The organism is Escherichia sp. WS3227_2, assembly GCF_046486495.1.
GTDB classification, from domain to species: Bacteria; Pseudomonadota; Gammaproteobacteria; order Enterobacterales; family Enterobacteriaceae; genus Escherichia; species Escherichia coli.
This window is the reverse complement of the sequence record NZ_JBJQLG010000025.1, coordinates 1-23,393: the sequence shown is the minus strand read 5'-3', so window position 1 is coordinate 23,393 and position 23,393 is coordinate 1. Positions and strand designations below refer to the sequence as shown.

General features: G+C 50.9%; 20 protein-coding genes and 2 pseudogenes. 6 read left to right on the top strand and 16 right to left on the bottom strand.

The window, feature by feature from the left end; genetic code table 11:
• Window positions 1-12: 12 nt before the first annotated feature.
• From ACJHXB_RS23220 to ACJHXB_RS23205, 4 genes are read right to left on the bottom strand one after another with little or no spacing between them, the layout of a single operon-like run.
• Window positions 13-906: a carbamate kinase gene (locus ACJHXB_RS23220; protein WP_000855392.1), complete on the bottom strand. Its 894-nt coding sequence runs from the start codon at window positions 904-906 to the stop codon at window positions 13-15.
• A complete protein-coding gene (locus ACJHXB_RS23215; protein WP_001469128.1) occupies window positions 903-1,718 on the bottom strand; it encodes a DUF2877 domain-containing protein in 816 nt (271 codons plus the stop codon). The genes ACJHXB_RS23220 and ACJHXB_RS23215 overlap by 4 nt, the downstream gene beginning before the upstream one ends.
• Window positions 1,719-1,728: 10 nt before the next feature.
• Complete coding sequence (locus ACJHXB_RS23210; protein ID WP_000495377.1) at window positions 1,729-2,988, bottom strand: DUF1116 domain-containing protein; 1,260 nt, start codon at window positions 2,986-2,988, stop codon at window positions 1,729-1,731.
• Between the two features lie 9 nt (window positions 2,989-2,997).
• Window positions 2,998-4,665 carry an acyl-CoA synthetase FdrA gene (locus ACJHXB_RS23205; protein WP_000580929.1) on the bottom strand — a complete coding sequence of 556 codons (1,668 nt, stop codon included), beginning with the start codon at window positions 4,663-4,665 and terminating at the stop codon, window positions 2,998-3,000.
• A 316-nt stretch (window positions 4,666-4,981) separates the two neighbouring features.
• Here ACJHXB_RS23205 and allD point away from each other — a divergent pair, with 316 nt between their 5' ends.
• The 3 genes from allD to allE are packed head-to-tail and all read left to right on the top strand — an operon-like array spanning window position 4,982 to window position 8,084.
• The gene (gene allD / locus ACJHXB_RS23200; protein WP_000703887.1) at window positions 4,982-6,031 is read left to right on the top strand and encodes an ureidoglycolate dehydrogenase; all 1,050 of its coding nucleotides are present in this window, start codon (window positions 4,982-4,984) and stop codon (window positions 6,029-6,031) included.
• Window positions 6,032-6,052: 21 nt separating this feature from the next.
• Complete coding sequence (gene allC / locus ACJHXB_RS23195) at window positions 6,053-7,288, top strand: allantoate deiminase (protein WP_001469127.1); 1,236 nt, start codon at window positions 6,053-6,055, stop codon at window positions 7,286-7,288.
• A 10-nt stretch (window positions 7,289-7,298) separates the two neighbouring features.
• Window positions 7,299-8,084, top strand: a complete 786-nt coding sequence (gene allE, locus ACJHXB_RS23190; RefSeq protein ID WP_000540957.1) for a (S)-ureidoglycine aminohydrolase — start codon at window positions 7,299-7,301, stop codon at window positions 8,082-8,084.
• A gap of 129 nt (window positions 8,085-8,213) precedes the next feature.
• Here the strand turns inward: allE and glxK are convergent, their stop codons facing one another.
• The 9 genes from glxK to allA all read right to left on the bottom strand — a co-directional run bounded on the left by glxK (window position 8,214) and on the right by allA (window position 18,796).
• Window positions 8,214-9,359, bottom strand: a complete 1,146-nt coding sequence (gene glxK / locus ACJHXB_RS23185) for a glycerate 3-kinase (RefSeq protein WP_001469126.1) — start codon at window positions 9,357-9,359, stop codon at window positions 8,214-8,216.
• Window positions 9,360-9,380: 21 nt separating this feature from the next.
• Complete coding sequence (locus tag ACJHXB_RS23180) at window positions 9,381-10,682, bottom strand: uracil/xanthine transporter (protein ID WP_001469125.1); 1,302 nt, start codon at window positions 10,680-10,682, stop codon at window positions 9,381-9,383.
• A 56-nt stretch (window positions 10,683-10,738) separates the two neighbouring features.
• Entirely contained in the window at window positions 10,739-12,100 is a 1,362-nt protein-coding gene (gene allB / locus ACJHXB_RS23175) for an allantoinase AllB (protein ID WP_000006887.1), read from the bottom strand.
• 58 nt (window positions 12,101-12,158) lie between these two features.
• Window positions 12,159-13,613 (bottom strand): allantoin transporter, encoded by a 1,455-nt coding sequence (locus tag ACJHXB_RS23170; RefSeq protein ID WP_000401154.1) that lies wholly within the window; start codon window positions 13,611-13,613, stop codon window positions 12,159-12,161.
• Between the two features lie 169 nt (window positions 13,614-13,782).
• Window positions 13,783-14,661 (bottom strand): 2-hydroxy-3-oxopropionate reductase, encoded by an 879-nt coding sequence (glxR, locus tag ACJHXB_RS23165; RefSeq protein ID WP_000765839.1) that lies wholly within the window; start codon window positions 14,659-14,661, stop codon window positions 13,783-13,785.
• Window positions 14,662-14,760: 99 nt separating this feature from the next.
• Window positions 14,761-15,537: a hydroxypyruvate isomerase gene (gene hyi, locus ACJHXB_RS23160; protein ID WP_000943560.1), complete on the bottom strand. Its 777-nt coding sequence runs from the start codon at window positions 15,535-15,537 to the stop codon at window positions 14,761-14,763.
• Window positions 15,538-15,549: 12 nt separating this feature from the next.
• Window positions 15,550-17,331: a glyoxylate carboligase gene (gcl, locus tag ACJHXB_RS23155; RefSeq protein ID WP_001305518.1), complete on the bottom strand. Its 1,782-nt coding sequence runs from the start codon at window positions 17,329-17,331 to the stop codon at window positions 15,550-15,552.
• Window positions 17,332-17,420: 89 nt separating this feature from the next.
• Complete coding sequence (gene allR, locus ACJHXB_RS23150) at window positions 17,421-18,236, bottom strand: HTH-type transcriptional repressor AllR (protein ID WP_000141275.1); 816 nt, start codon at window positions 18,234-18,236, stop codon at window positions 17,421-17,423.
• Window positions 18,237-18,313: 77 nt separating this feature from the next.
• Entirely contained in the window at window positions 18,314-18,796 is a 483-nt protein-coding gene (gene allA / locus ACJHXB_RS23145) for an ureidoglycolate lyase (RefSeq protein ID WP_000776388.1), read from the bottom strand.
• A gap of 229 nt (window positions 18,797-19,025) precedes the next feature.
• On the opposite strand from allA, the gene allS reads away from it, so the two are divergent.
• From allS to ACJHXB_RS23130, 3 genes and pseudogenes are all read left to right on the top strand, one after another.
• The gene (allS, locus tag ACJHXB_RS23140; protein WP_000460135.1) at window positions 19,026-19,952 is read left to right on the top strand and encodes an HTH-type transcriptional activator AllS; all 927 of its coding nucleotides are present in this window, start codon (window positions 19,026-19,028) and stop codon (window positions 19,950-19,952) included.
• 68 nt (window positions 19,953-20,020) lie between these two features.
• Window positions 20,021-21,115, top strand: coding sequence for a tRNA 2-selenouridine(34) synthase MnmH (gene mnmH, locus ACJHXB_RS23135; protein ID WP_001157971.1), 1,095 nt, complete (start codon window positions 20,021-20,023; stop codon window positions 21,113-21,115).
• A 115-nt stretch (window positions 21,116-21,230) separates the two neighbouring features.
• Window positions 21,231-21,596 (top strand): annotated as a pseudogene (locus ACJHXB_RS23130) (helix-turn-helix domain-containing protein); the annotation flags it as partial.
• A gap of 58 nt (window positions 21,597-21,654) precedes the next feature.
• On the opposite strand, the pseudogene ACJHXB_RS23125 reads toward ACJHXB_RS23130, so the two are convergent.
• From ACJHXB_RS23125 to ACJHXB_RS23115, 3 genes and pseudogenes are all read right to left on the bottom strand, one after another.
• Window positions 21,655-21,750: pseudogene (locus tag ACJHXB_RS23125) on the bottom strand (hypothetical protein); the annotation flags it as partial.
• A gap of 366 nt (window positions 21,751-22,116) precedes the next feature.
• Entirely contained in the window at window positions 22,117-22,608 is a 492-nt protein-coding gene (locus ACJHXB_RS23120; protein ID WP_000879780.1) for a hypothetical protein, read from the bottom strand.
• A partial coding sequence (locus ACJHXB_RS23115; RefSeq protein ID WP_375097335.1) for an RHS repeat-associated core domain-containing protein occupies window positions 22,589-23,393 on the bottom strand: 805 nt, incomplete at its 5' end. The genes ACJHXB_RS23115 and ACJHXB_RS23120, both read right to left, overlap by 20 nt.

Here is a 23,393-nt window from a genome sequence, read left to right as displayed (position 1 = left end):
GAATGCCTACGACTACAGCGAAATACAGGTCCCCGCTTCGCCCGCCAGCGTCTCTTCAATCCGCGATAACGCCCCAATCCACGCGGGTTTACCACGGCTTCTGACATAGCCACTCACCGCCATTACCTTCGGCCCCATCGAACCATCGGCTTTGGCAAATGGCGCTAAATCATCCGGTGTGGCACGGCGAATGGCGCGTTGCTGCGGCGTTCCCCAGTTTTCATATACCGCATCAGCATCGGTGAGGATCACCAGCCCATCGGCGTTAATCTGCTCAGCGAGCAACGCAGCGGCGAGATCTTTATCAATCACCGCTTCACTCCCTGCCCCATCTTCCGTCACAGGCACACCGCCGCCGCCACTGCAAATCACCACATGCCCCTCTTTGAGCAACAACTCGATGGCTTCACTGTCGAGAATTTTACGTGGTTGCGGAGACGCCACCACCCGGCGTAAATATTTACCATCACGTTTCATCTGCCAGCCGTAAGCCGCTTCCAGTGCCTTTTGTTCTCCTGGCTGATAAACCGGACCGATAAACTTCTCTGGCTGTAAAAACGCCGGATCATCAGGCGAAACTTCAATGCGCGTCAGCACTGTCGTGACAGGCGGCATCTGCGGCTGTGCGCTCAAACTCTGCGCCAGCATATAGCCAATCATCCCCTGACTTTCCGCCACCAGCACATCCAGCGGATACGGTTCTACCTCTTTCCACGCCAGATTCTGTAATGCCAGCAGCCCCACCTGCGGTCCGTTGCCGTGAACAATCGCCAGCCGATAAGAACGGGCCAGGCGCGCCAGCGCGGGTACAGCACTGGCAATATTACGATATTGATTTTCTGCCGTCAGCGCCTCACCGCGCTGGAGTAAGGCGTTGCCCCCAAGAGCCACAACCAGTGTTTTCATGGTTTTCCTTGTAATAATTGTTGACCAAGCCAGAACCCCAGCAGCGTATCTGCCCCTGACGTGTGCCCCAGCGCCAGCAGCGAATCAATCGCAACAGCGGTACGTTTCGGGCAACTCAGAGCATGAACAAAGTGCAGGAGTGGCGAGGCGAAATATCCTTGCGCGGCATAACGTAAATAACTGACGCTCACCGCAGTGGTAACGAGTTGAAGATGGTCGGAACAGGCAAAAAAATGGCGACCGGAGCGCGCATCTAAAGCGCCATAATACCAGGCTGCCAGCAGCATTCCGCTCAGCGTGTCATCATGACTCGGCGTTAATCCCGGCCCTTTACCCAGCCAGTGCCGCCAGTCGGTCTTAACGCCATTGAGCGCGGCCTGAAAACAGTGACGAAACTGGCGTAATTCAGCAGGCAGCGGATCGCTTGTCGCCATCGCCAGTGGCCCGAAAAGCCCGGTTTCCTCCGCGCGTTGCATCCATGCCGCTGCAAGCGGTTGAGGATGCGCAGGCGGCGTAATACGCAGCAAACAATAACGCTGTGGCTGTTTAACCGTGAAACGTCCGAGGCGAATGCCTTGAGCCACAACCTGTGGTCGTTCATTGCCGCATAATCCACCGCATAACGCATCGAATTGCGCGCGGCGAAGCACCCATCCTCCGGGGCCGAAACCACTACCCTGACGATGCAGCGTTAACAGTTCGCCGCTTTCCGTCATCAGGTTAATCGCCCGCCGCCACACTCCCGCTAACCGCCAGGACTGGCGATAATTCGGTGCGCTACTAATGGCAAGCAGAGGATGGATGATCGTCATTGCGCGTTCCTCAACCAATCCCCATGCTTTCAGCCAGTGCTTCCAGCGCCTGTTCAAAACACGCCAGCGGTGCCCGCACAGTGCCTGCGCCAATCTGCCCGATCCCCGCCTCTTTATGGGCGATACCGGTATTGATGAGTGGCGTAATGCCGGTTTCTACCACGCGACGAATGTCCAGTCCCAGGCACGCGCCCTGAAAATCCCAGCCTGGGATCTGCAACTGCATATTGCGTTCAAGGTAAATTTCCGCCATCTCTTCAGATACCGCTCTGGCCGCTTCCATGCCACCCGCACCGACAAAGCGCGTTACGCCAGGCGCTGCGATCATTGCCGCACCTCCGATACCAAAGGTTTCGGTAATCGCGCTATCGCCCATATCCGGGTTCGCCAGATCCTGCGAGAAGCCGGTGAAAAACAGACCTTGCGGAGTGTTTACAGGCGCAGTAAACCAGCGTTCGCCCAGCCCGCTGACCCGAATCCCGAACATATTGCCGTTGCGGGTCATAGCCGTAACGATGCTGCCTGAGCGGATCATCGCGCCAGCATCCATCGCCGCCTTGCAGTAGGCCATCGCGAGGTTGAGGAAGAACTGATCGGTCACGCTGAGGAAATCCATCACTTCCGCAATGTGCTGTTTATCATGATCGAGGCGAGCAATTTGTGGGGCCAGCGTACGCATTAACAGTGCTGAGGAAGCAATATTGCGCTGATGGAACTCATCGCCCATGGTAATGCCCTGCGCCATCATCGCGGTGAGATCGATACCGCGCTCCATGCGCCCCAGCGCCGCGCTTAATACTGGCATTAACACATCGCGCATCCAGCGATGGCGAGTCAGGACATCTTCGCCGTAAGCGCCAAAACGCATCACTTTGCCGATACCTTCGTTGAGGTTGCAGTACGCCCGGTTGCCGTCGGTCACGTTCTCGACCACCAGCATCGGCATACTGACAGAAGTAATGCCGCCCATTGGCCCGACGGCATTCACATGGTGACAAGGAATGAAGTTCACTTCCCCCTGATCCAGCATTGCCAGCGCCTGCGCTTCATCTTTCGCCCAGCCTTCAAACAGACATGCGCCCACACATGCCCCTTTCATGGGTCCGGTCATCTCCTGCCAGCGCATTGGCGGCCCGGCGTGAAGCAGTGTTTTGCCCTCGTTTAGTTCGCTGATAAGTGAAGAAGCCGGTTGCACATCCAGCCAGTGTGGACGAGCGCGACGAATTTGTTCGATAACCGCAGCATTGGCTTGCGCCACTGATGTAAACATGGGAACCCCTTATTGCAAACGTTCTAATAAACGAGCCAGTTTTTTATTGCCGCCGGCGACTGGCGACCATTGGTAATGCACAACCGGTTTGCTGGCGCTTTGTAGCTCCAGCGCAAAGCTGCGTAATCCGATGTTAATCACGGCGACGTTTTCCAGTAATGACGGTGTGTGTTGCTGAGTGGCAGGCGAAAGCGGATGAATCAGCGCCGCTGCCAGCAAGGTGGCTTCCGGCAGCGAACTCACTACCGCGATCCCCGCATCTTCCAGCGTGGCGATTTGTTGCGAGCGGCATTGCGGGTCACGTTCGGTGCCTGTCACCGTGGCAATGGCATACAGTGGTTGATTGTCTGGACGCGCGGCACAGGCTTTTTGCCAGGCGCTCACCAGCGAGGCGGCAGGATCGGCAGTCGCACCGAAGCCAATCACGACATCAAGCAGCAACACGCGCACTTGCGGTTTAGCGCCGAGATCGGCAATTAACAGGTTGCGTAAGGTCGGGTCGATCATCGGATGGGGACGCCCGACGGTGTAGAAATCATCGCCGAGGTCAATAATCTGGTGACCATCGGCGTCGAGCATCATGCCGTGATGATGGGCATCATCGGCTTCCACGCCAAGGTGTCCGGCAAGTAATCCCGCCGCTTCGGCAGCCAGCGTACCGCCGGTATACAAACCGCAAATAAATCCGCTGCTGGCAGGCGTTATCGCGTTACGTCGCGCCGTAACGCGTGAAAGCAGGCAAGCCAGGCGTGCGGCCTCATCCAGCGAGGAGGCAAACCAGACATTCTCGTCGCGGGCCACCGCCGGGGTATAACCTAAAAACAGCGCCACCGTCGGTTTGCCGGTTGCTTTCATGGCATTAACAATTTTCAGACGCACCGCTTCGGCAGGTGGTTTTGAAACAAATGCCAGCACTTCGCTTTTCTCGTCTGCACTGAGCATTTCCAGCGCCGTCAGCGCACTGATGCCGCCCACTTCACGGCTGAGGTCGCGGCCGCCAAGGCCAATCGCGTGAGTAATTCCCTCCCCTGCCAGCGCAATCTGCGAGCACAGCTCCTGAATCCCGGTACCGGAAGCGCCAATGACGCCAATGTTGCCTTCCGGCATCACGTTAGCAAAAGCCAGCGGCGTGCCGGCAATCATCGACGTACCGCAGTCCGGCCCCATCACCAGCAAGCCTTTTTCCCGCGCGCGGGTTTTAAGTTGGATTTCATCTTCCAGCGTGACGTTATCGGAGAACATCATCACGTTGAGGTTGCGATCCAGCGCCTGATTCGCCAGTTCCGCCGCATACTCGCCAGCCACTGAAATCAGCGCCAGACTGGCATCGGGTAATTTCTGACAGGCACTGTCCCAGCGACGCACCTGCGTCAACGCCTGGCTGCTGCCTGAACCCTGCGCCAGTTGTTTTAGCGCCTCTTCAAGCTGTTGCATAATCGCCTGCGCGATCCCCGCATCCGCCGCTTCGCTACGAATTGCCACGCAAATATCGTTCGGCGTGGCGTTATTAAAATCGTCATGCCAGAAACCTGTGGTATCTAATAACACTTTATTGGCGGGCGTACCCATCATTACGGAAACATCATCAACATTTTCTGATTCGCTGAGTTTTCGTGAAATAATCATTAAACTGACCGAATCCTGAAAACACCCTTTTTTAATAAAGGCGTGGATCATAACAACTCCTTAAAAATTGCACCCATGGCAATTGCACGAGCAGTGTTAATGTGGCGATTACGGTATCGATGACAACGGGTAAATAAGGTGATGAATATCACACAGGGATTATTAACAAAAGAATTCAAATAACCGCCAGACTATTACGCGTTATTTTTTAATAAGCATAGTTGTTTTAAAAACCAGGTTAAAAGCGAGCGGATTATCAAATAAATTCTAACTATATTTTTTTGCCTGTCTGGATCACATAATCCAGATATTTTCCCTGTATGTTAATTGCAGTCATGCTTCACACCGTCGTTAAAAAGGAAGACAGATGAAAATCAGTCGGGAAACACTCCACCAGCTAATCGAGAATAAACTCTGCCAGGCTGGGTTAAAACGTGAGCACGCTGCAACCGTGGCTGAAGTATTGGTTTACGCCGATGCCAGAGGGATCCACTCTCATGGCGCGGTGCGCGTGGAATACTACGCAGAACGCATTTCAAAAGGCGGCACCAACCGTGAACCGGAATTTCGTCTTGAAGAAACCGGGCCGTGTTCGGCAATTTTACATGCCGACAATGCCGCCGGACAGGTCGCGGCGAAAATGGGTATGGAACATGCCATCAAAACCGCCCAGCAAAAAGGCGTTGCGGTGGTCGGTATCAGCCGGATGGGTCACAGCGGCGCAATCTCTTATTTTGTACAGCAGGCAGCTCGCGCCGGGTTAATTGGCATTTCGATGTGCCAGTCCGATCCAATGGTGGTGCCGTTTGGCGGCGCGGAAATTTACTACGGTACTAACCCACTGGCCTTTGCCGCGCCGGGAGAAGGCGACGAGATCCTTACCTTTGATATGGCGACTACCGTACAGGCATGGGGAAAAGTGCTCGACGCCCGCTCGCGTAATATGTCTATCCCGGATACCTGGGCGGTCGATAAAAACGGAGCACCAACAACCGATCCATTTGCAGTTAACGCCCTGCTCCCTGCCGCCGGACCGAAAGGGTATGGCCTGATGATGATGATTGACGTCCTCTCAGGCGTCTTACTCGGCTTACCGTTCGGGCGACAGGTTAGTTCGATGTATGACGATTTACACGCCGGGCGTAATTTGGGGCAATTACATATCGTTATTAACCCGAACTTTTTCTCCTCCAGCGAACTATTCCGTCAACATCTTAGCCAGACCATGCGCGAATTAAATGCCATAACCCCCGCGCCCGGTTTTAACCAGGTTTATTATCCCGGACAGGATCAGGAAATTAAACAACGCAAAGCCGCCGTCGAAGGCATCGAAATTGTTGATGATATTTACCAGTATTTAATTTCCGACGCGCTTTATAACACGTCATACGAAACGAAAAATCCCTTTGCGCAATAATTATTGAGACAGGACTTTCTTATGATTACACATTTCCGTCACGCTATAGAAGAAACGCTGCCCTGGCTTTCCTCTTTTGGCGCTGACCCAACGGGTGGGATGACCCGTTTACTTTATTCGCCGGAATGGCTGGAAACCCAGCAGCAATTTAAAAAAAGAATGGCAGCAAGCGGGCTGGAAACACGTTTCGATGAAGTGGGCAATTTATACGGTCGCCTGAGTGGCACCGAATATCCACAGGAAGTGGTTCTGAGCGGTTCGCATATCGATACCGTGGTTAACGGCGGTAACCTCGACGGGCAATTCGGCGCGCTGGCGGCGTGGCTGGCAATTGACTGGTTGAAAACGCAATACGGCGCGCCGTTACGTACGGTCGAAGTGGTGGCGATGGCAGAAGAAGAAGGCAGCCGCTTCCCGTATGTCTTCTGGGGCAGTAAAAATATCTTTGGGCTGGCGAATCCTGACGACGTGCGGAATATCTGTGATGCCAAAGGAAATAGTTTTGTCGATGCGATGAAGGCTTGCGGATTTACTCTGCCGAACGCCCCACTAACTCCGCGTCAGGATATTAAAGCCTTTGTCGAACTGCATATCGAACAGGGCTGTGTGCTGGAAAGTAATGGTCAATCAATTGGCGTGGTGAATGCAATTGTCGGGCAACGTCGCTATACGGTGACGCTGAACGGCGAATCAAACCATGCAGGCACCACGCCGATGGGTTATCGTCGTGATACGGTTTACGCTTTCAGTCGCATTTGCCATCAGTCGATCGAAAAAGCGAAAAAGATGGGCGACCCGCTGGTGCTGACCTTTGGCAAGGTGGAGCCGCGCCCGAATACGGTGAATGTGGTACCGGGTAAAACCACGTTCACCATTGATTGTCGTCATACCGATGCTGCCGTGCTGCGCGATTTCACCCAACAGTTAGAAAACGACATGCGGGCGATTTGCGATGAAATGGACATTGGTATTGATATCGATTTATGGATGGACGAAGAACCCGTGCCGATGAACAAGGAACTGGTCGCCACCCTGACAGAATTGTGTGAACGCGAAAAACTGAATTACCGGGTGATGCACAGTGGTGCCGGGCACGACGCACAAATTTTCGCGCCGCGCGTGCCGACCTGCATGATTTTTATCCCCAGCATCAACGGGATCAGCCATAACCCGGCAGAACGCACCAATATTACCGACCTTGCCGAAGGGGTCAAAACGTTGGCACTCATGCTTTATCAACTTGCCTGGCAGAAATAAGGAGTCATAAATGGGATATTTAAATAACGTCACCGGTTACCGCGATGATTTACTGGCTAACCGTGCGATTGTGAAACACGGTAATTTCGCACTGTTAACACCAGACGGTCTGGTAAAAAATATTATTCCGGGCTTTGAAAATTGTGACGCGACAATCCTCTCCACGCCAAAGCTGGGGGCCTCTTTTGTTGATTATCTGGTCACACTACATCAAAACGGCGGCAACCAACAGGGCTTCGGTGGTGAAGGAATTGAAACGTTCCTGTATGTGATCTCTGGAAATATCACTGCCAAAGCTGAAGGGAAAACATTTACCTTAAGTGAAGGTGGCTATCTTTATTGCCCACCAGGCTCCTTAATGATGTTTGTTAACGCCCAGGCCGAAGACAGCCAAATCTTTTTATATAAGCGCCGCTATGTTCCGGTAGAAGGCCATGCACCGTGGCTGGTTTCTGGCAATGCCAGCGAACTCGAACGCATTCATTATGAAGGCATGGACGATGTTATTCTGCTGGATTTTCTGCCCAAAGAGTTAGGTTTTGATATGAACATGCATATCCTCTCTTTTGCGCCAGGTGCCAGCCACGGTTATATCGAAACTCACGTCCAGGAACACGGTGCCTATATTCTTTCCGGTCAGGGGGTTTATAACCTCGACAATAACTGGATCCCGGTGAAAAAAGGCGATTACATCTTTATGGGCGCTTATTCCTTACAGGCCGGTTATGGCGTAGGGCGTGGTGAAGCGTTTAGTTATATTTACTCGAAAGATTGCAACCGCGACGTAGAGATTTAAGTCATACCACTCGCCTGATTATTTTTAGCTATGTTGGATTTTGCCACGGTTTATACCGTGGCTTTTTTTGCGGTAAATTCAGGTAAAAAACGGATGCGGGATAAAATGCATCCGCTCTAATGGCAAGAGTCAGTTTTTAATTCCCTGACCTATTTTAATGGCGCAGGCAATATTTCGTGCGCTGTTGAAGAGATTGGTTTCACCGCTGGCGAGCACTTCGGCTAAAGGTGCCAGACGCGGCAAAATGCTGAACACCGCGTCAATGCCGTACTGGTGCACCACTTCCACGCCGTCACCCAATACGCCAGCAATCCCAATCACCGGGACATTAAACTGCTTCGCCACCGACGCCACGCCCAGCGGTGCTTTACCGCCTGCCGTTTGCGAGTCGATGCGCCCTTCCCCGGTGATCACCAGCGCTGCGCCCTGCACCGCCTGCTCCAGGTTGACCGCCCGCAGTACAATCTCAATACCCGGTTTAATATCCGCATTGAGGAATACCGCCGCCGCAATACCCATCCCGCCCGCCGCGCCGCCGCCCGCCATCTGGCAGACATTAATTTCAGTTTGCTGTTGTAAAACACGGGCGTAATTTTGCAGCCCCTGTTCCAGCTCTTCGACCATTTCCGGCGTTGCCCCTTTTTGCGGACCAAACACCGCCGCCGCGCCGCGCGCCCCTACCAGCGGGTTATCAACGTCACATGCTACTTCAATATGGCAGTTCGCCAGACGCGGATCGCATTCATCCATCTCAATACTTGCCACGCGTGCTAAATTGCCGCCGTTAGCCGCCAGCACCTGACCGTCGGCATCAAGGAAACGCACACCAAGCGCCTGCGCCATGCCCATACCACCGTCGACCGTCGCACTGCCGCCTATGCCGAGAATAATATGGCGAATGCCGTTATCCAGCGCATGACGAATTAACTCCCCCGTACCAAAACTGGAGGCCAGCAACGGATTACGCTTTTCAGGCGCGACCAGCATCAGACCACTTGCTGCCGCCATCTCAATCACCGCTGTTTTCCCGTCGCCGGTAAGGCCATAAAAAGCATTCACTGTTTCGCCCATCGGCCCGCAGACTTCAAGCGTCACGATGTTGCCGCCCGTCGCGGCGACCATCGCATCCACCGTCCCTTCGCCGCCATCCGCTATCGGCAAACAGATATAGTGCGCATCGGGAAAGAGGGTCGAAAACCCGGCTTTAATTGCCTGACAACATTTTTCTGCACTTAAGCTCTCTTTAAACGAGTCTGGCGCAATGACAATCTTCATTATCAATCCTTTTTCAACAAATTATTCGATGCGTTCCCACGGAATAAGATTATCCATAAGAACAGCCAGTAAAATCCCGACCAGTAAGCCGTTACTGAGCAGAGGACGCAGCGTTAATGGAAGGTCTTGCAGATACACAGGCGGTAATGCCATTAAAAATATGCCGACAAATAACGGCAATGCGAGTCGATAAATATTGCGAGCGGTAAACGTTATTTGCTGGCTAAACACCAGCGCCGAAAAGAGTAAAGGCAGATAAGAAACCAGCATAACCGCGCTACTCACGGGTAAAGGGATACTGCAAAACTGTCGTGTGAGTGCCGGAACCAGTGCCACCAGCAGGCAAATAACGCTGCCATAAATAAACGAACGCCGCGTGTAATCGCCAGTCTGGGTTAATAAACCAATGGATGAAACAAACGGTGAAAATGGAATTACCGCCAGCGGTACGGTTATCAGCGTCATAAATCCGGTCGCCACAAAGCTACGACGATAACGCGTATTCCCCGCGCCCTGCTGAGGATAAAAAACATCCGTGCCCCGAATCGCACCGTAGGTATTGCTGATATTTACCAGACCTGTAATCACCGCCGTCAGAATAATTCCCGGCGACAAAGCACCGCCACTGCCGAGCGGGAACCACTGCCAGTGCAACTCACCGGAGAGCGAATGCGAAGAAGGAAAGCAAAAGTACCACAACAACCAGCCGGTTATCGTGCCGACCAGCAGGCCATAACGGGCAAAACGTTGCGGCAGAAAGATAATCATCGCCAGTACCAGGCACATCACCGCCACCGAGAGCGCGAACGGTGGTAACTGAATTTTAAAATTTGGGTCGGCTATGCCAAACGGCAGCCCGAGCATACCTTTGAAAAAGATAGTGGTCAGCTGCGCGCCCAGCATCAACATAAACAAGACCATCACCGACGGCGTAAATAACCGTGCCAGGCGATGGCCTAATCCGCTAAAACCAATCAACATCGTCAGCACGCCGGAGAGTGCAATCCCCACCGCCAGACTGGTAGCGATATCGTTGATCGGTGTCCCGCGCGATGCTTCGCCAAGGGTGATAGTCAGGATGGTTCCCCACCACAGGCCACCCGGCCCTTCCATAATAGCGCGACGATGACCGCAGAACGCCTGAGCGAAGCAGGCCAGTGCGGTAGCAAGAAAAGCATATTGCGTGAGCGTAAGCAGGCTACTTTGCGGCAACTGAAAAGCAGAAAGTAGCGTAGGAGGAACCACAACCGTGTTGCAAAAAATAAAGAAAAACCACTGAAATCCTGATAACAGGCTTTCGCGGCTGACTGCAAAATTGAACATAAACACACCTTAACCGGAGAATGCCCGCCGCAAGGACGGGCATTGCAGGGGCCAGATTACTGCTGATGTTTAAGGATAAATTGACCTTTCGGCGCAACAGGGAAGCCCTGTTCGATGTCGTAAATCACATCACCACGTAAGATGGTTTTCGTGATACGCGCGCCAATGGTACGGCCAACATACGGGCTGACTTTGTGGCGATATTCCAGATCGTCATTGGTAAGAACATAGCTGCTATTCGGCTGAATGAAGACGAAGTCGGCATCTTTTCCTGGGGCGATACGGCCTTTTTGCTGCAGACCGAAAATATCTGCTGCGTTAGTCGCCATTAATTTGCCGAACATTGGCAGAGACATTCCGCGTTTCTGTACCGCTTCATCGAACATCACGTCCATACAGTTTTGCAGACCGGCAATACCGCCCCATGCTTCCATGATGTTGCCGGCTTTCATTTCCGGAGGGCATGGTGAGTGGTCGGAAACCAGGCAGTCGATTTCACCGTTAAACAGTTTTTCCCACATGCCTTTCTGGTTTTCCAGATCGCGGATCGGCGGTGAACACTTCGCCAGAGTACCGATTTCTTCGAACTGATCGGTATCCAGTACAAAGTAATGCGGGCAGGATTCACAAGTAACGTCCTGACCTTCCTGACGTGCACGAGTCACTTCTTCAACGCCTTCCGGGCTGCTGATATGGCAAACGTGCAGACGGCAGCCGGCAACTTTCGCCAGGTACAGCACGCGGCGAATCGCTTCCACTTCGGTAAATACCGGACGCGAAGCCACATAGTCATGGGCAGTTACGCGACCTTCACGTTTCGCTTCTTCGCCCAGTGCGTCACAGATCAGCGCGTTTTCGCAGTGCACCAGCACCGGCTGCCCCAGTTCGCCCAGCTTCTGCGCACCTTTGAAGAACTGCCAGTCGTTTACATCACGGAAGTCGTTGTCGATACCGCGATCGCCACAGGTCGCAACGAAGCATTTGAAGCCGACAACGCCCACTTCATCCAGCTCATGCAGACGGTCGATGTTGTAAGACACCAGGCCACCGAGTTGCGCCGCATCGATAGTCAGCTTGCCTTTAGCGGCATCGAACTTCAGTTCAATTGAAGCGCGGTCAACCGTTGCAGGCAGCTGGTTGAGCGGCATTTCGATCATGGTGGTGATACCACCTTTTGCCGCTGCGCGAGTACCGGTTTCATAACCTTCCCAGTGGCTACGACCCGGTTCAGAAATATGGGTGTGCGCATCAACCATGCCCGGCGAAACCACCAGACCAGACGCATCCATCACTTCTTTTGCATCACCCAGATCCTGACCGATAGCAGCAATTTTCCCGCCTTTAACGGCGATATCTACAACGCGAGCTTCGTTTTCTAAAATAACGGTGCCGTTTTTAATGATTAAATCAAAAGACATAACAAACTCCTTGTAAAATACAGATTGGTTTTAACTCAATGTTCAATATCGGGATTAATTAACCTATGGTTTTTTGCTCTCCTGTTGTTTCTGCTGTTGTACGTTTCTTTAATAAGGCGTAGGCCGCAAAGGCGACGATGACGCCGACAAACCATGAAACACGAGATAACGGTTCCATAAAGGGAATAAACTTACCGCCAAGAGATAAAATAACGGCCACCAGAGTTACTGAAAACGCAGTGAGGTTAAAACCGTTATCGTAATATTTATAATCGCCAGGTGCGGTGTACAGTTCATCAAGATTAATTTGCCCACGCATCACCACAAAATAATGCGCCATCATGACACCAATTACCGGACCCAGCATCCCGCCGATAATATCGAGGAACAGATAAATACTGTCCTGATTTTCCATTAATTTCCACGGGCAGATCAGCAGGCTGATAATACTGGCAATCAGTACGCCGTTTTTATAGGTCAGTTTCGTCGGTGCAATAGCGGCAATCTGATAACCGGCCGGAATAATATTACCGGTGGCGTTAGTGGAAATGGTCGTCATCAGAATAACCAGTACCGCAAAGAACGAGGCAAACAGGCTGTCCCAACGCTGAACAATATCCAGCACGTTCCAGGTGTCAGCGCCGTAATGAATACTGGCTCCGGCAATAATACATACCCCCGCGACCGCAAACAGAATATAGGCCACAACTAAACCCAGCGTTTGCCCCAGCGCTTGCTCACGAAACGAGTGGGCGTTTTGCGTAAAGTCGGATGCGCTCACCGCCGGTGCCGCCCAGACCGCAACTACCGCGTTAATCACCACCAGGAACAGGAAGCCACTGTTTTCTGCTTTCTGAATACCGCTCGGAATGTAGTCAAAGATTGGACCGAGCCCGACCAGCGAAATCGCCCAAATCGCCATACCGCCGAAAACGATATAGATGCACGGGTTAAGAATGGCAGTGAATTTATTTAAAACTTTGCCACCGCCAAAACCAATACCAACGTTGACCAGCCAGAAGAGTAAGAAAGTCATTAAGCCCGGTAGAGAAAGCCCTAACAGGGTAAAATCACCACCGAGAGTTAAAAATCCCGGCCAGATTTTGCCAATCAGGATCAAGCAGGCCAGCGATCCAGCATAACATTGCAGACCAAACCACATAATGGCAGCAATACCGCCTCTTAATAATCCGGGAAACAGTGCGCCACGTACGCCGTAAGAAGCACGCAGGATCATGGCAAACGGTACGCCGTATTTACTGCCCGCAGCACCGTTTAATACCATTACCGCGGCAATGAAAAAGGCGCTGAGGATAATTGCCAGCATAATACTAAAGGTAGACAAGCCGAGAATAAAAAAGCCACCGACCATCACATAATTGGGAACGTTATGAACCGAACCCATCCATAAGGTAAAATAGTTAAATGTTTTCCAGGTCCGCTGGCTTTGCGTTTTCGGCAATAGATCTTCGCTATAGCCGCGTTGCTGGAATAGTTTTCTCTGATGTTCCATAAATCCCTCTTAATTTCACGTATCGAATAACGTCTTTTTAATCTAGCTATGAGGAACAAATAAAATAAAAATATTATTTTTAATACTGAAGCAACATCTTTGGCTGCTTTCTTTTTTTAATATTGCTGGCCGATTCATTTTCTGATATCGGCCATTTTTATTGCGGGTATCAGGCCAGTTTATGGTTAGCCATTAATTCCAGCGCCTGCACTAACGCAGAGTGATCCAACTGGCTGCCACCGTTTGCCGCACAGGTATTAAACAATTCCTGGCAGGTCGCGGTGTTTGGCAGGTTCAGCGCCAGTGCTTTCGCACTTTGCAGTGCCAGGTTGAGATCTTTCTGGTGCAGCGCAATTTTAAAACCTGGATTAAAGGTGCGTTTAATCATGCGCTCACCGTGAACTTCCAGAATACGTGAGGAAGCAAAGCCGCCCATCAGCGCCTGGCGCACACGTACCGGATCCGCTCCGGCTTTTGAAGCAAATAGCAGGGCTTCAGAAACCGCTTCAATATTGAGCGCCACGATAATCTGATTTGCCACTTTGCAGGTTTGACCGTCGCCGTTACCGCCCACGAGGGTGATATTTTTACCGAGCAGTTCAAACAGCGGTTTAACACGTTCAAATACCGCTTCGTCACCGCCAACCATAATCGACAACGTCCCTTCACGCGCACCGATTTCACCGCCGGAGACTGGCGCATCGAGATAATCGCCGCCCAGTTCATTCACCTGACGAGCGAAACGCTTAGTTTCAATCGGGGAAATGGAGCTCATATCAACAATGGTTTTGCCCTTCAGCGAGGCTTTGGTACAACCATTTTCACCAAACAGAACTTCTTCAACCTGTGGCGTATCCGGCACCATAATAAAAATGATGTCCGATGCTTCCGTTACCTGGCGCGCAGTTTCAACACTGACGGCACCCAGTGACAGTAATTCATCAGCAACCGGACCAATGGTTGTGACATGCAGTTGATGACCGGCACGCGCCAGATTAATGGCCATCGGAGTACCCATAATACCTAAGCCAATAAATCCCAGTTTCATAATTAACCTCTTTTAAATTTCGCTTTTCCTGAATTCAGACAACACGATCCCCTGCCGACTTAGCGACCTAAAAAAGCATTGTCTGAATAGCGTTACGTTTTAACGGTACGGATCCATCCAGCGTAAACCGGCTTCCGTGGTGGTTTGGGGTTTATATTCACACCCAACCCAACCGTTGTAGTCAGAATTTTCAATTACCGTAAAGAGATATTCGTAATTAATTTCTCCGGTTCCCGGTTCGCCGCGATGCGGATTATCGGCAATTTGCAGGTGACCAATTTTATCGGCCCATTGAGTCATAGTGTTGGTTAATTCACCTTCCATCCGCTGCATGTGATAAATGTCATACTGAATTTTCAAATTGCAGCAACCAACATCATCAATCAGTTTCAGCGCCTGCCGAGTTCCGGTGAGATGGAAACCAGGAATATCAAAATGGTTGATAGGTTCAATCAGTAATAAAATATCTTCTTTCATCAGCATATTCGCGGCATAACGCAGGTTTTCTACAAGCGTTGCGTGAATCTGTTCACTGCTGAAACCAGCCGGCGTTTTACCGACCAGACAGTTAATTTTTTTATTACCCAGCGCACGGGCATAACGAATCGCTGCTGCTACGCCATCCCGAAACTCTTCTTCACGGCCAGGAATACAGGCAATACCGCGCTCCCCCGCCGCCCAGTCACCCGCCGGTAAATTGTGCAGCGTATGTTCGAGTTTATTACTCGCCAGTACCTGTTTTAATTCTTCAATGTCGTAGTCATAAGGGAACATAAATTCAACACCGCGAAAACCACACTGCGCAGCTTTCTCAAAACGGGCGAGAAAATCATACTCACCAAATAACATCGATAAATTAGCAGAGAAACGTAACATTATTTATCTCCCTTATTCATAGTGCATGAAGCAGGTTTCAGTCGGTGCGTCCACTGCGTTATCGGCGATATCTTCAAATTCCATGACGTTATCCAGTTCGCTGCCCATCGAAATATTGGTCACACGCTCGAGAATAACTTCCACGACTACCGGTACCCGATATTGCGCCATTAAGGCTTTCGCCTGTTCAAAGGCTGGTGCAATATCTTCCGGTTTGAAGACCCGAATCGCTTTACAACCTAAACCTTCCGCTACTTTTACGTGGTCGACGCCGTAACCGTTCACTTCACTGGAGTTAATATTTTCGAACGCGAGCTGTACGCAGTAATCCATATCAAACGCGCGCTGCGACTGGCGAATCAGCCCCAGATAGGCGTTATTGACCAGTACATGGATGTACGGAATGTTGAACTGTGCGCCAACGGCCAATTCTTCAATCAGGAACTGGAAGTCGAAGTCACCGGAAATCGCCACCACTTTGCGCTCTGGATCAGCGGCACACACGCCCAGCGCCGCCGGAATGGTCCAGCCCAACGGGCCTGCCTGCCCACAGTTGATCCAGTGGCGGTCTTTAAAGACATGCAGCATTTGTGCCGCAGCGATTTGTGACAGACCAATGGTGGTGACATAACAAACATCGCGACCAAAGGCTTTGTTCATCTCTTCATACACGCGCTGCGGTTTCACCGGCACATTGTCGAAGTGGGTTTTGCGCAGCAAAGTGCGTTTGCGCTGCTGGCAGTCGGCGACCCATTCTTTACGACACGGCAGACGACCCGCTTTTTGCATCTCCTGCGCCACTTCAACCAGCAGCGTCAGCGCTGCTTTAGCATCAGAGACAATGCCGAGATCCGGACACAGCACGCGGCCAATTTGCGTCGGCTCAATATCGATATGAACGATTTTGCGCCCTTCGGTGTATTTCTCTACCGAACCGGTATGACGGTTAGCAAAACGGTTACCGATACCAAACACCATGTCGGACGCCAGTAGCGTTGCGTTACCGTAACGATGCGCGGTTTGCAGACCCACCATCCCGGCCATCAGTTCGTGGTCATCCGGGATACAGCCCCAGCCCATCAGCGTTGGGATCACCGGAACGCTGGTCAGTTCAGCAAACTGTTGTAGCAGTGCAGCTGCGTCAGCATTGATTACCCCGCCCCCGGCAACAATCACCGGACGTTCGGCCTGAATTAACATTTCTACAGCTTTTTCGATCTGCATACGGCTGGCAGCAGGTTTGTAGACCGGCAGCGGTTCGTACATGTCAGGATCAAACTCGATTTCCGCAACCTGAACGTCGAACGGTAAATCCACCAGTACCGGACCCGGACGACCAGAACGCATCAGGTGAAATGCCTGTTGCAGCACGCGAGGCACCAGCGCCGCTTCACGAACTGTAACCGCCATTTTGCTGACCGGCTTGGCGATAGCTTCGATATCAACAGCCTGGAAATCTTCTTTATGCAGACGGGCGCGCGGTGCCTGGCCGGTAATGCACAGAATAGGAATGGAATCAGCAGAAGCGGAATAGAGCGCGGTGATCATGTCCGTGCCCGCAGGACCGGAAGTCCCCAGACATACGCCGATATTCCCTGCCGTTGCGCGGGTATAACCTTCCGCCATGTGCGAAGCACCTTCCACATGACGCGCCAGAATGTGACGAATACCGCCGTGCTTACGCATCGCTGAGTAGAACGGATTGATTGCAGCTCCCGGAACGCCGAAGGCGGTGGTGATACCTTCTTTCTCCAGCACATACATTGCCGCGTCAACGGCTCTCATTTTTGCCATTTTATTCCTACCTCTATTAATTGGAAAAATTTTCCAACTTTCAAATTTTGTCAAAAAAACCCGCTCCGCAGAGCGGGATGCGACAGACACTATGGATGTGCTTTCAGTCCCAACGCCGTGCTGATATCGCGGGCGGTGTCTCTGACCAGCTCACCCTGACTGACAAAACGATCTTCTGTCAGTCTTGATGAAGGCCCGGAGATGGAGATAGCGGCAACAACACTACCTACATCATCGTAAATTGCTGAAGCTATGCAATTCAGGCCGACAACATGCTCTTCTTTATCTACGGTATAGCCCAGTTCACGCGCTTGTTCCAGGTCCTTCAGCAAGGTGGGCATATCCACAAGCGTCGTTGGCGTAAACTGCTGCAAACCGGTTTGCAGAATGATGCTCATCAACTCCTCTTCCGCCAGTGGATAAAGCAGCGCCTTGCCCGCACCGGAAGCATGCAGCGGCAGACGACTGCCCAGCGGCGCACACATCCTGACCATCGATTTACACTCTAACTGACCAATTAATACTGCTTCATTGCCGTTACGAATAGCGACATTGACCGTTTCGCCGGAAAGTAACATCAGGCGGCGCATAAACGGCCCGGCGACGGAGAGGACATCGCGGTTATGGATGTACGCCGCACCGACATTAAAGACACCTAATCCTATATGCCACCAGCCTAACTGACTGTCCTGATAGACAAAATCCGCTGCCTGTAAAACCTTCAGCAAGCGAAAGGTCGTGGAGAGCGGCAAATCCAGATTGAGAGAAATATCGCTAACCGATGAACTTCCCCCACTTTTTTCCAGATATTGCAGAATCGCAATTCCCCGCTCTAACGCCTGTGCGCCCTTCTGTGCCACAGGCTCCGCCTGTCCTGGCCTGCCGCGCCGTCTAACTTCCGTCATACCTACGTTAACTCCGACCTACAAGTGAGCATAAACAATGAACAATTAGTTTATCTTATGCAAGTCGGTTGCAGGCGTCACGCAAAACAGAGTTCCTGTTCAGGAATACTTTCAACATCACAGTTGTCACTGCCGCCGCGATCGATGGTCAGAAAATCGGTGACGCGCTGCCAGGCGAAAAGTGGGTGATGCCAGACGTTACGATGGTAATTCACCCCCTGTTCACCGTTGGTGATAAACGCCCGCAGCGTTGACAGGTCTGGTTTGTCGTCACCTAACGCCACGACCACCACAAACACTTCACCTTTCATCGGGATAAAGGCCTGAGTGCCCAGCGGATGACGTTCGAGTTCGTGAATGGTCAGCGGCAGATTCGCCGGTTGCGCGCGGTTAATGCTGATGAGCGTACGGTCTTGCTCAAGAATCTCAACCAGCGCCAAATCGTGGTAACGCTCCACCAGGCCATTGTTAATATGGAAAAAATCCCGTTGCTGCGTTTCGATTACGTCGCCATAAGCACTAAAGGCTTCCTGACTTAACGGTAATACCTGAAGTTTCATCTTTTTATCCTTGTAACATAATTCCGTTCAACCACTGCCGACCGGTCAGCTTGGTTTCAATAACAGGCAATCTAAAACCTTAAGAGAACAACATCAATACAAAAGTTGGAATATTTTTCCAAAACTAGATTTAGTCCACAAATTGAACAGGGTTATCATGTAAAAATACTGATAAATCAGAGGATAATAAAATCACGCAACTTGCGGATTTAAAAGGGGATACCTGAAGATGTTCGATCCAGAAACCTTGCGGACTTTCATTGCGGTTGCTGAAACAGGAAGTTTTTCAAAAGCGGCAGAACGATTGTGTAAAACCACGGCGACGATCAGTTATCGCATTAAACTTCTGGAAGAGAATACCGGAGTGGCGCTGTTTTTCCGCACGACTCGCAGCGTGACGTTGACAGCGGCTGGCGAGCATCTACTTTCTCAGGCCAGAGACTGGCTGAGCTGGCTGGAAAGTATGCCCAGCGAGCTGCAACAGGTGAATGATGGCGTGGAACGCCAGGTGAATATTGTCATCAACAACCTGCTCTACAACCCCCAGGCCGTCGCCCAGTTGCTGGCGTGGCTGAATGAACGTTACCCCTTTACCCAGTTTCACATCTCCCGACAAATCTATATGGGCGTCTGGGATTCGCTATTATACGAAGGTTTTTCACTGGCTATCGGCGTCACGGGAACCGAGGCGCTGGCAAATACCTTTAGTCTTGATCCCTTAGGATCGGTGCAATGGCGCTTTGTCATGGCGGCGGATCATCCGCTGGCGAAAGTTGAAGAGCCGCTAACAGAAGCGCAGTTGCGGCGCTTTCCGGCGGTTAATATTGAAGACAGCGCCCGCACACTAACCAAACGCGTCGCCTGGCGATTGCCGGGGCAAAAAGAGATTATTGTTCCCGATATGGAAACGAAAATCGCCGCCCATCTGGCGGGCGTTGGCATTGGTTTTTTGCCAAAATCACTTTGCCAGTCAATGATCGATAATCAACAACTGGTCAGCCGGGTAATCCCAACGATGCGCCCTCCTTCGCCATTGAGTCTGGCATGGCGCAAATTTGGTAGCGGCAAAGCGGTAGAAGATATTGTGACCTTGTTTACCCAGCGCAGGCCGGAAATCAGCGGATTTTTAGAAATTTTCGGCAACCCACGCAGTTAAAAATCAAGTTTCCTTGCGCGTTGGCGCGTAAAATAGCGCGCAAGCTGATTTGAGGTTCACTTTTAACTATGCAAGAGAGACACACGGAACAGGACTATCGTGCCCTGCTGATTGCTGATACGCCCATTATTGATGTTCGCGCCCCCATCGAGTTTGAGCAAGGCGCAATGCCCGCCGCTATCAATCTGCCGTTAATGAATAATGATGAACGCGCCGCCGTTGGCACCTGCTACAAACAGCAAGGGTCTGACGCGGCGCTGGCGCTGGGGCATAAACTGGTGGCGGGTGAAATTCGTCAGCAGCGCATGGACGCCTGGCGGGCAGCGTGTCTGCAAAATCCGCAAGGTATTCTCTGCTGCGCCCGTGGCGGTCAACGTTCACATATTGTGCAACGCTGGCTGCATGAAGCGGGGATTGATTATCCGCTGGTAGACGGCGGTTATAAGGCACTGCGCCAGACCGCGATTCAGGCGACCATTGAACTGTCACAAAAACCGATAGTGCTGATTGGCGGTTGTACTGGCAGCGGTAAAACGCTGTTAGTGCAGCAACAGCCGAACGGTGTTGATCTGGAAGGGCTGGCGCGCCATCGCGGTTCGGCGTTTGGTCGCACGTTGCAACCGCAACTTAGCCAGGCGAGTTTTGAAAATCTGCTGGCTGCCGAAATGCTAAAAACCGACGCCCGTCAGGATTTGCACCTGTGGGTGCTGGAAGATGAAAGCCGGATGATTGGTTCTAATCACCTGCCGGAATGTCTGCGCGAGCGAATGACTCAGGCGGCGATTGCGGTGGTAGAAGATCCGTTTGAGATCCGTCTTGAACGCCTGAACGAAGAGTATTTCTTGCGTATGCATTATGATTTTACCCATGCGTACGGCGACGAACAGGGCTGGCAGGAGTATTGCGAATACCTGCATCACGGACTTTCGGCGATTAAGCGTCGGCTGGGGCTACAGCGCTATAACGAACTGGCTGCACGTCTGGATGCGGCGCTGGCAACGCAACTCACCACTGGCAGCACCGACGGTCATCTGGCCTGGCTGGTGCCGTTACTTAAAGAATATTACGACCCAATGTATCGCTATCAGCTTGAGAAAAAAGCGGAAAAAGTTGTCTTTCGCGGTGAGTGGGCGGAAGTGGCGGAATGGGTTAAGACGCAGTGATGAGGGACGTATTTGTATTAGTCGCGACTTGATCTGACACATGGCCTTGAAAGGTTGAGAGTTACCGGTTTTGATATGAGTGTCGAATCCTTATCCAAAACAAGAGGTAACTCTCATGCTTCATACTGCCAATCCCGTCATCAAACACAAAGCCGGTTTGCTCAATCTGGCTGAAGAACTCAGCAACGTATCAAAAGCCTGTAAAATCATGGGCGTTTCGCGTGAAACGTTTTATCGTTACCGCGAACTGGCCGCTGAAGGCGGTGTGGATGCGCAGATTAATCGTAGTCGCCGCGCTCCTAACCTTAAGAACCGTACCGATGAGGCAACTGAACAGGCTGTTGTTGATTACACCGTCGCTTTCCCGACACATGGTCAGCACCGGGCCAGCAACGAGCTGCGTAAACAGGGGGTTTTTATCTCCGACAGTGGTGTCCGTTCTGTCTGGTTACTCCATAACCTTGAGAATCTCAAAAGACGATACTGAACAAATTTTATCAGGTGACGTTCCGTAAAAAGTTGTATGGAGTTCTCGATGCAGTCGGCGCGACTATCAGTACCCCCGCTGAACCCTGGACTATCGGGCCGCCGTACTGGGGCATGTCACCCTGGCGTGCCGCTGGTTTTCCGCTAATGGTTTATTTCCTCTTTCTTTCCCGGCGAGAATTTATTTTAATCCGGAAGGATTATTTATTTTCAGATAGGGACTCACATTAAACACGAAACATTTTAATTAATGCATGGCTGAATATGTATTACACAATGTCAGATATCGTAAAAGACCAGTGCAATTCTATGTAAACTCTCTGACTGTTCATTTTATTTGTTGTTTCAGGGTCGGAACTCACCCTCAATAAACAACTGAATACGAGTAGATATTCATCGTCTGAGCTATATGGCTTTACACAATAGCCGACATGTCTTTTCTCAGTCAGGGATTTTACTTTTCCTCACTACGAAGTTGACGACTTCGATATGGGATAGACTCTTAATTCAAGCAATTACTCTGCACAAGCATCAGGCAATCCAGCTCCAATATTTGTTATAAAATAATGCGTAACATTAATTTCACCAACAAAAAAAAGGTTTACGCTATCCCCTTGCCCTGGTATTTTACCATATTTACACCACACTTTTTTTGTATCTGGATCATTCTCTGATACGATTTTCGCCACTTGTTCCCTGGCCCTCACCGTCAATGTTTTCTTAAACCTCCCCCCATCATCGATTGTTAGGGAAAAATAAGAAAAAAAATAATCATCTTCTACATTTGTGGATATTGATATATCCACCGCTACATGCGGAAAAAAATCTGGGAGCCATGTAAAAACCCCATCACTTTCTGGTATTGCCATATAGTTTATGTAATGCTTACTTACAAGAGATTCATCTTTGTGTAAATAAAGATAAGTAGTCACGCATAAAAAAACAACGATTATAATAGCAAAAATAAATATTACCATCTTTGAGATGTTACTTGAGATAGCCAGCATCTTGTAAAGCCTTTATCGTTTTTTTATGCTCTGGATTAATATAATCAATACATCTATTTGAGCAATCTTGTGTTAATGGACATGTCAACCCATGTTCATTTACAGCCAAGTCTTTTTTATTATCTTCAATCATCTCAGAATGGGATAACTTTACTTTTCTGCCGTACATACCGAACATATTTAACCCGTAATCTCTAATCTCTTTTTCATAACCCAGCCCTTTCGCTGATCGGCTAACACCAGCGTCATTTAATTTAGACACTCGACAAAATGCCATACAATGGAAAAATTGATCAGTCCCACCTAAATTTAATCTCTTCATATCATCATAAGTATCAGATAATATATCCCATGCTCTTTGATGGTTTAGTTGTTCTTTTTTTCGCATTAACGCTACATCTGCAGGACTTAACCCTAATGGATCAATACCATTCACCGGATTCAGCGGATACGCATACAGACTCCATCCCCCCGCCAGCCCAATCGGGTCCTGAGTAATATATCGTCCCAGCAACGGATTGTAGTACCGGTTCCGGTTATAATACAGCCCTGACTCCTCATCGTGTTGCTGCCCTGGCAGACGGTACGGCTGGTGCAGGTGATGCGGGTTTTCCTCATTCAGCAGGTTTCCCCACTCATCATACTCCCCGCTCCACGCCGTATTGCCGTCTTCGCTGATGAGCGCCAGCGGCAGCCCCCGGTGGTCACAGTGATAAAGATGAATTTTTCGCTCAGGTAAATAAACCGGCTCTATCTGTGCCGCCAGCCGCTCCACCGTCAGCCCG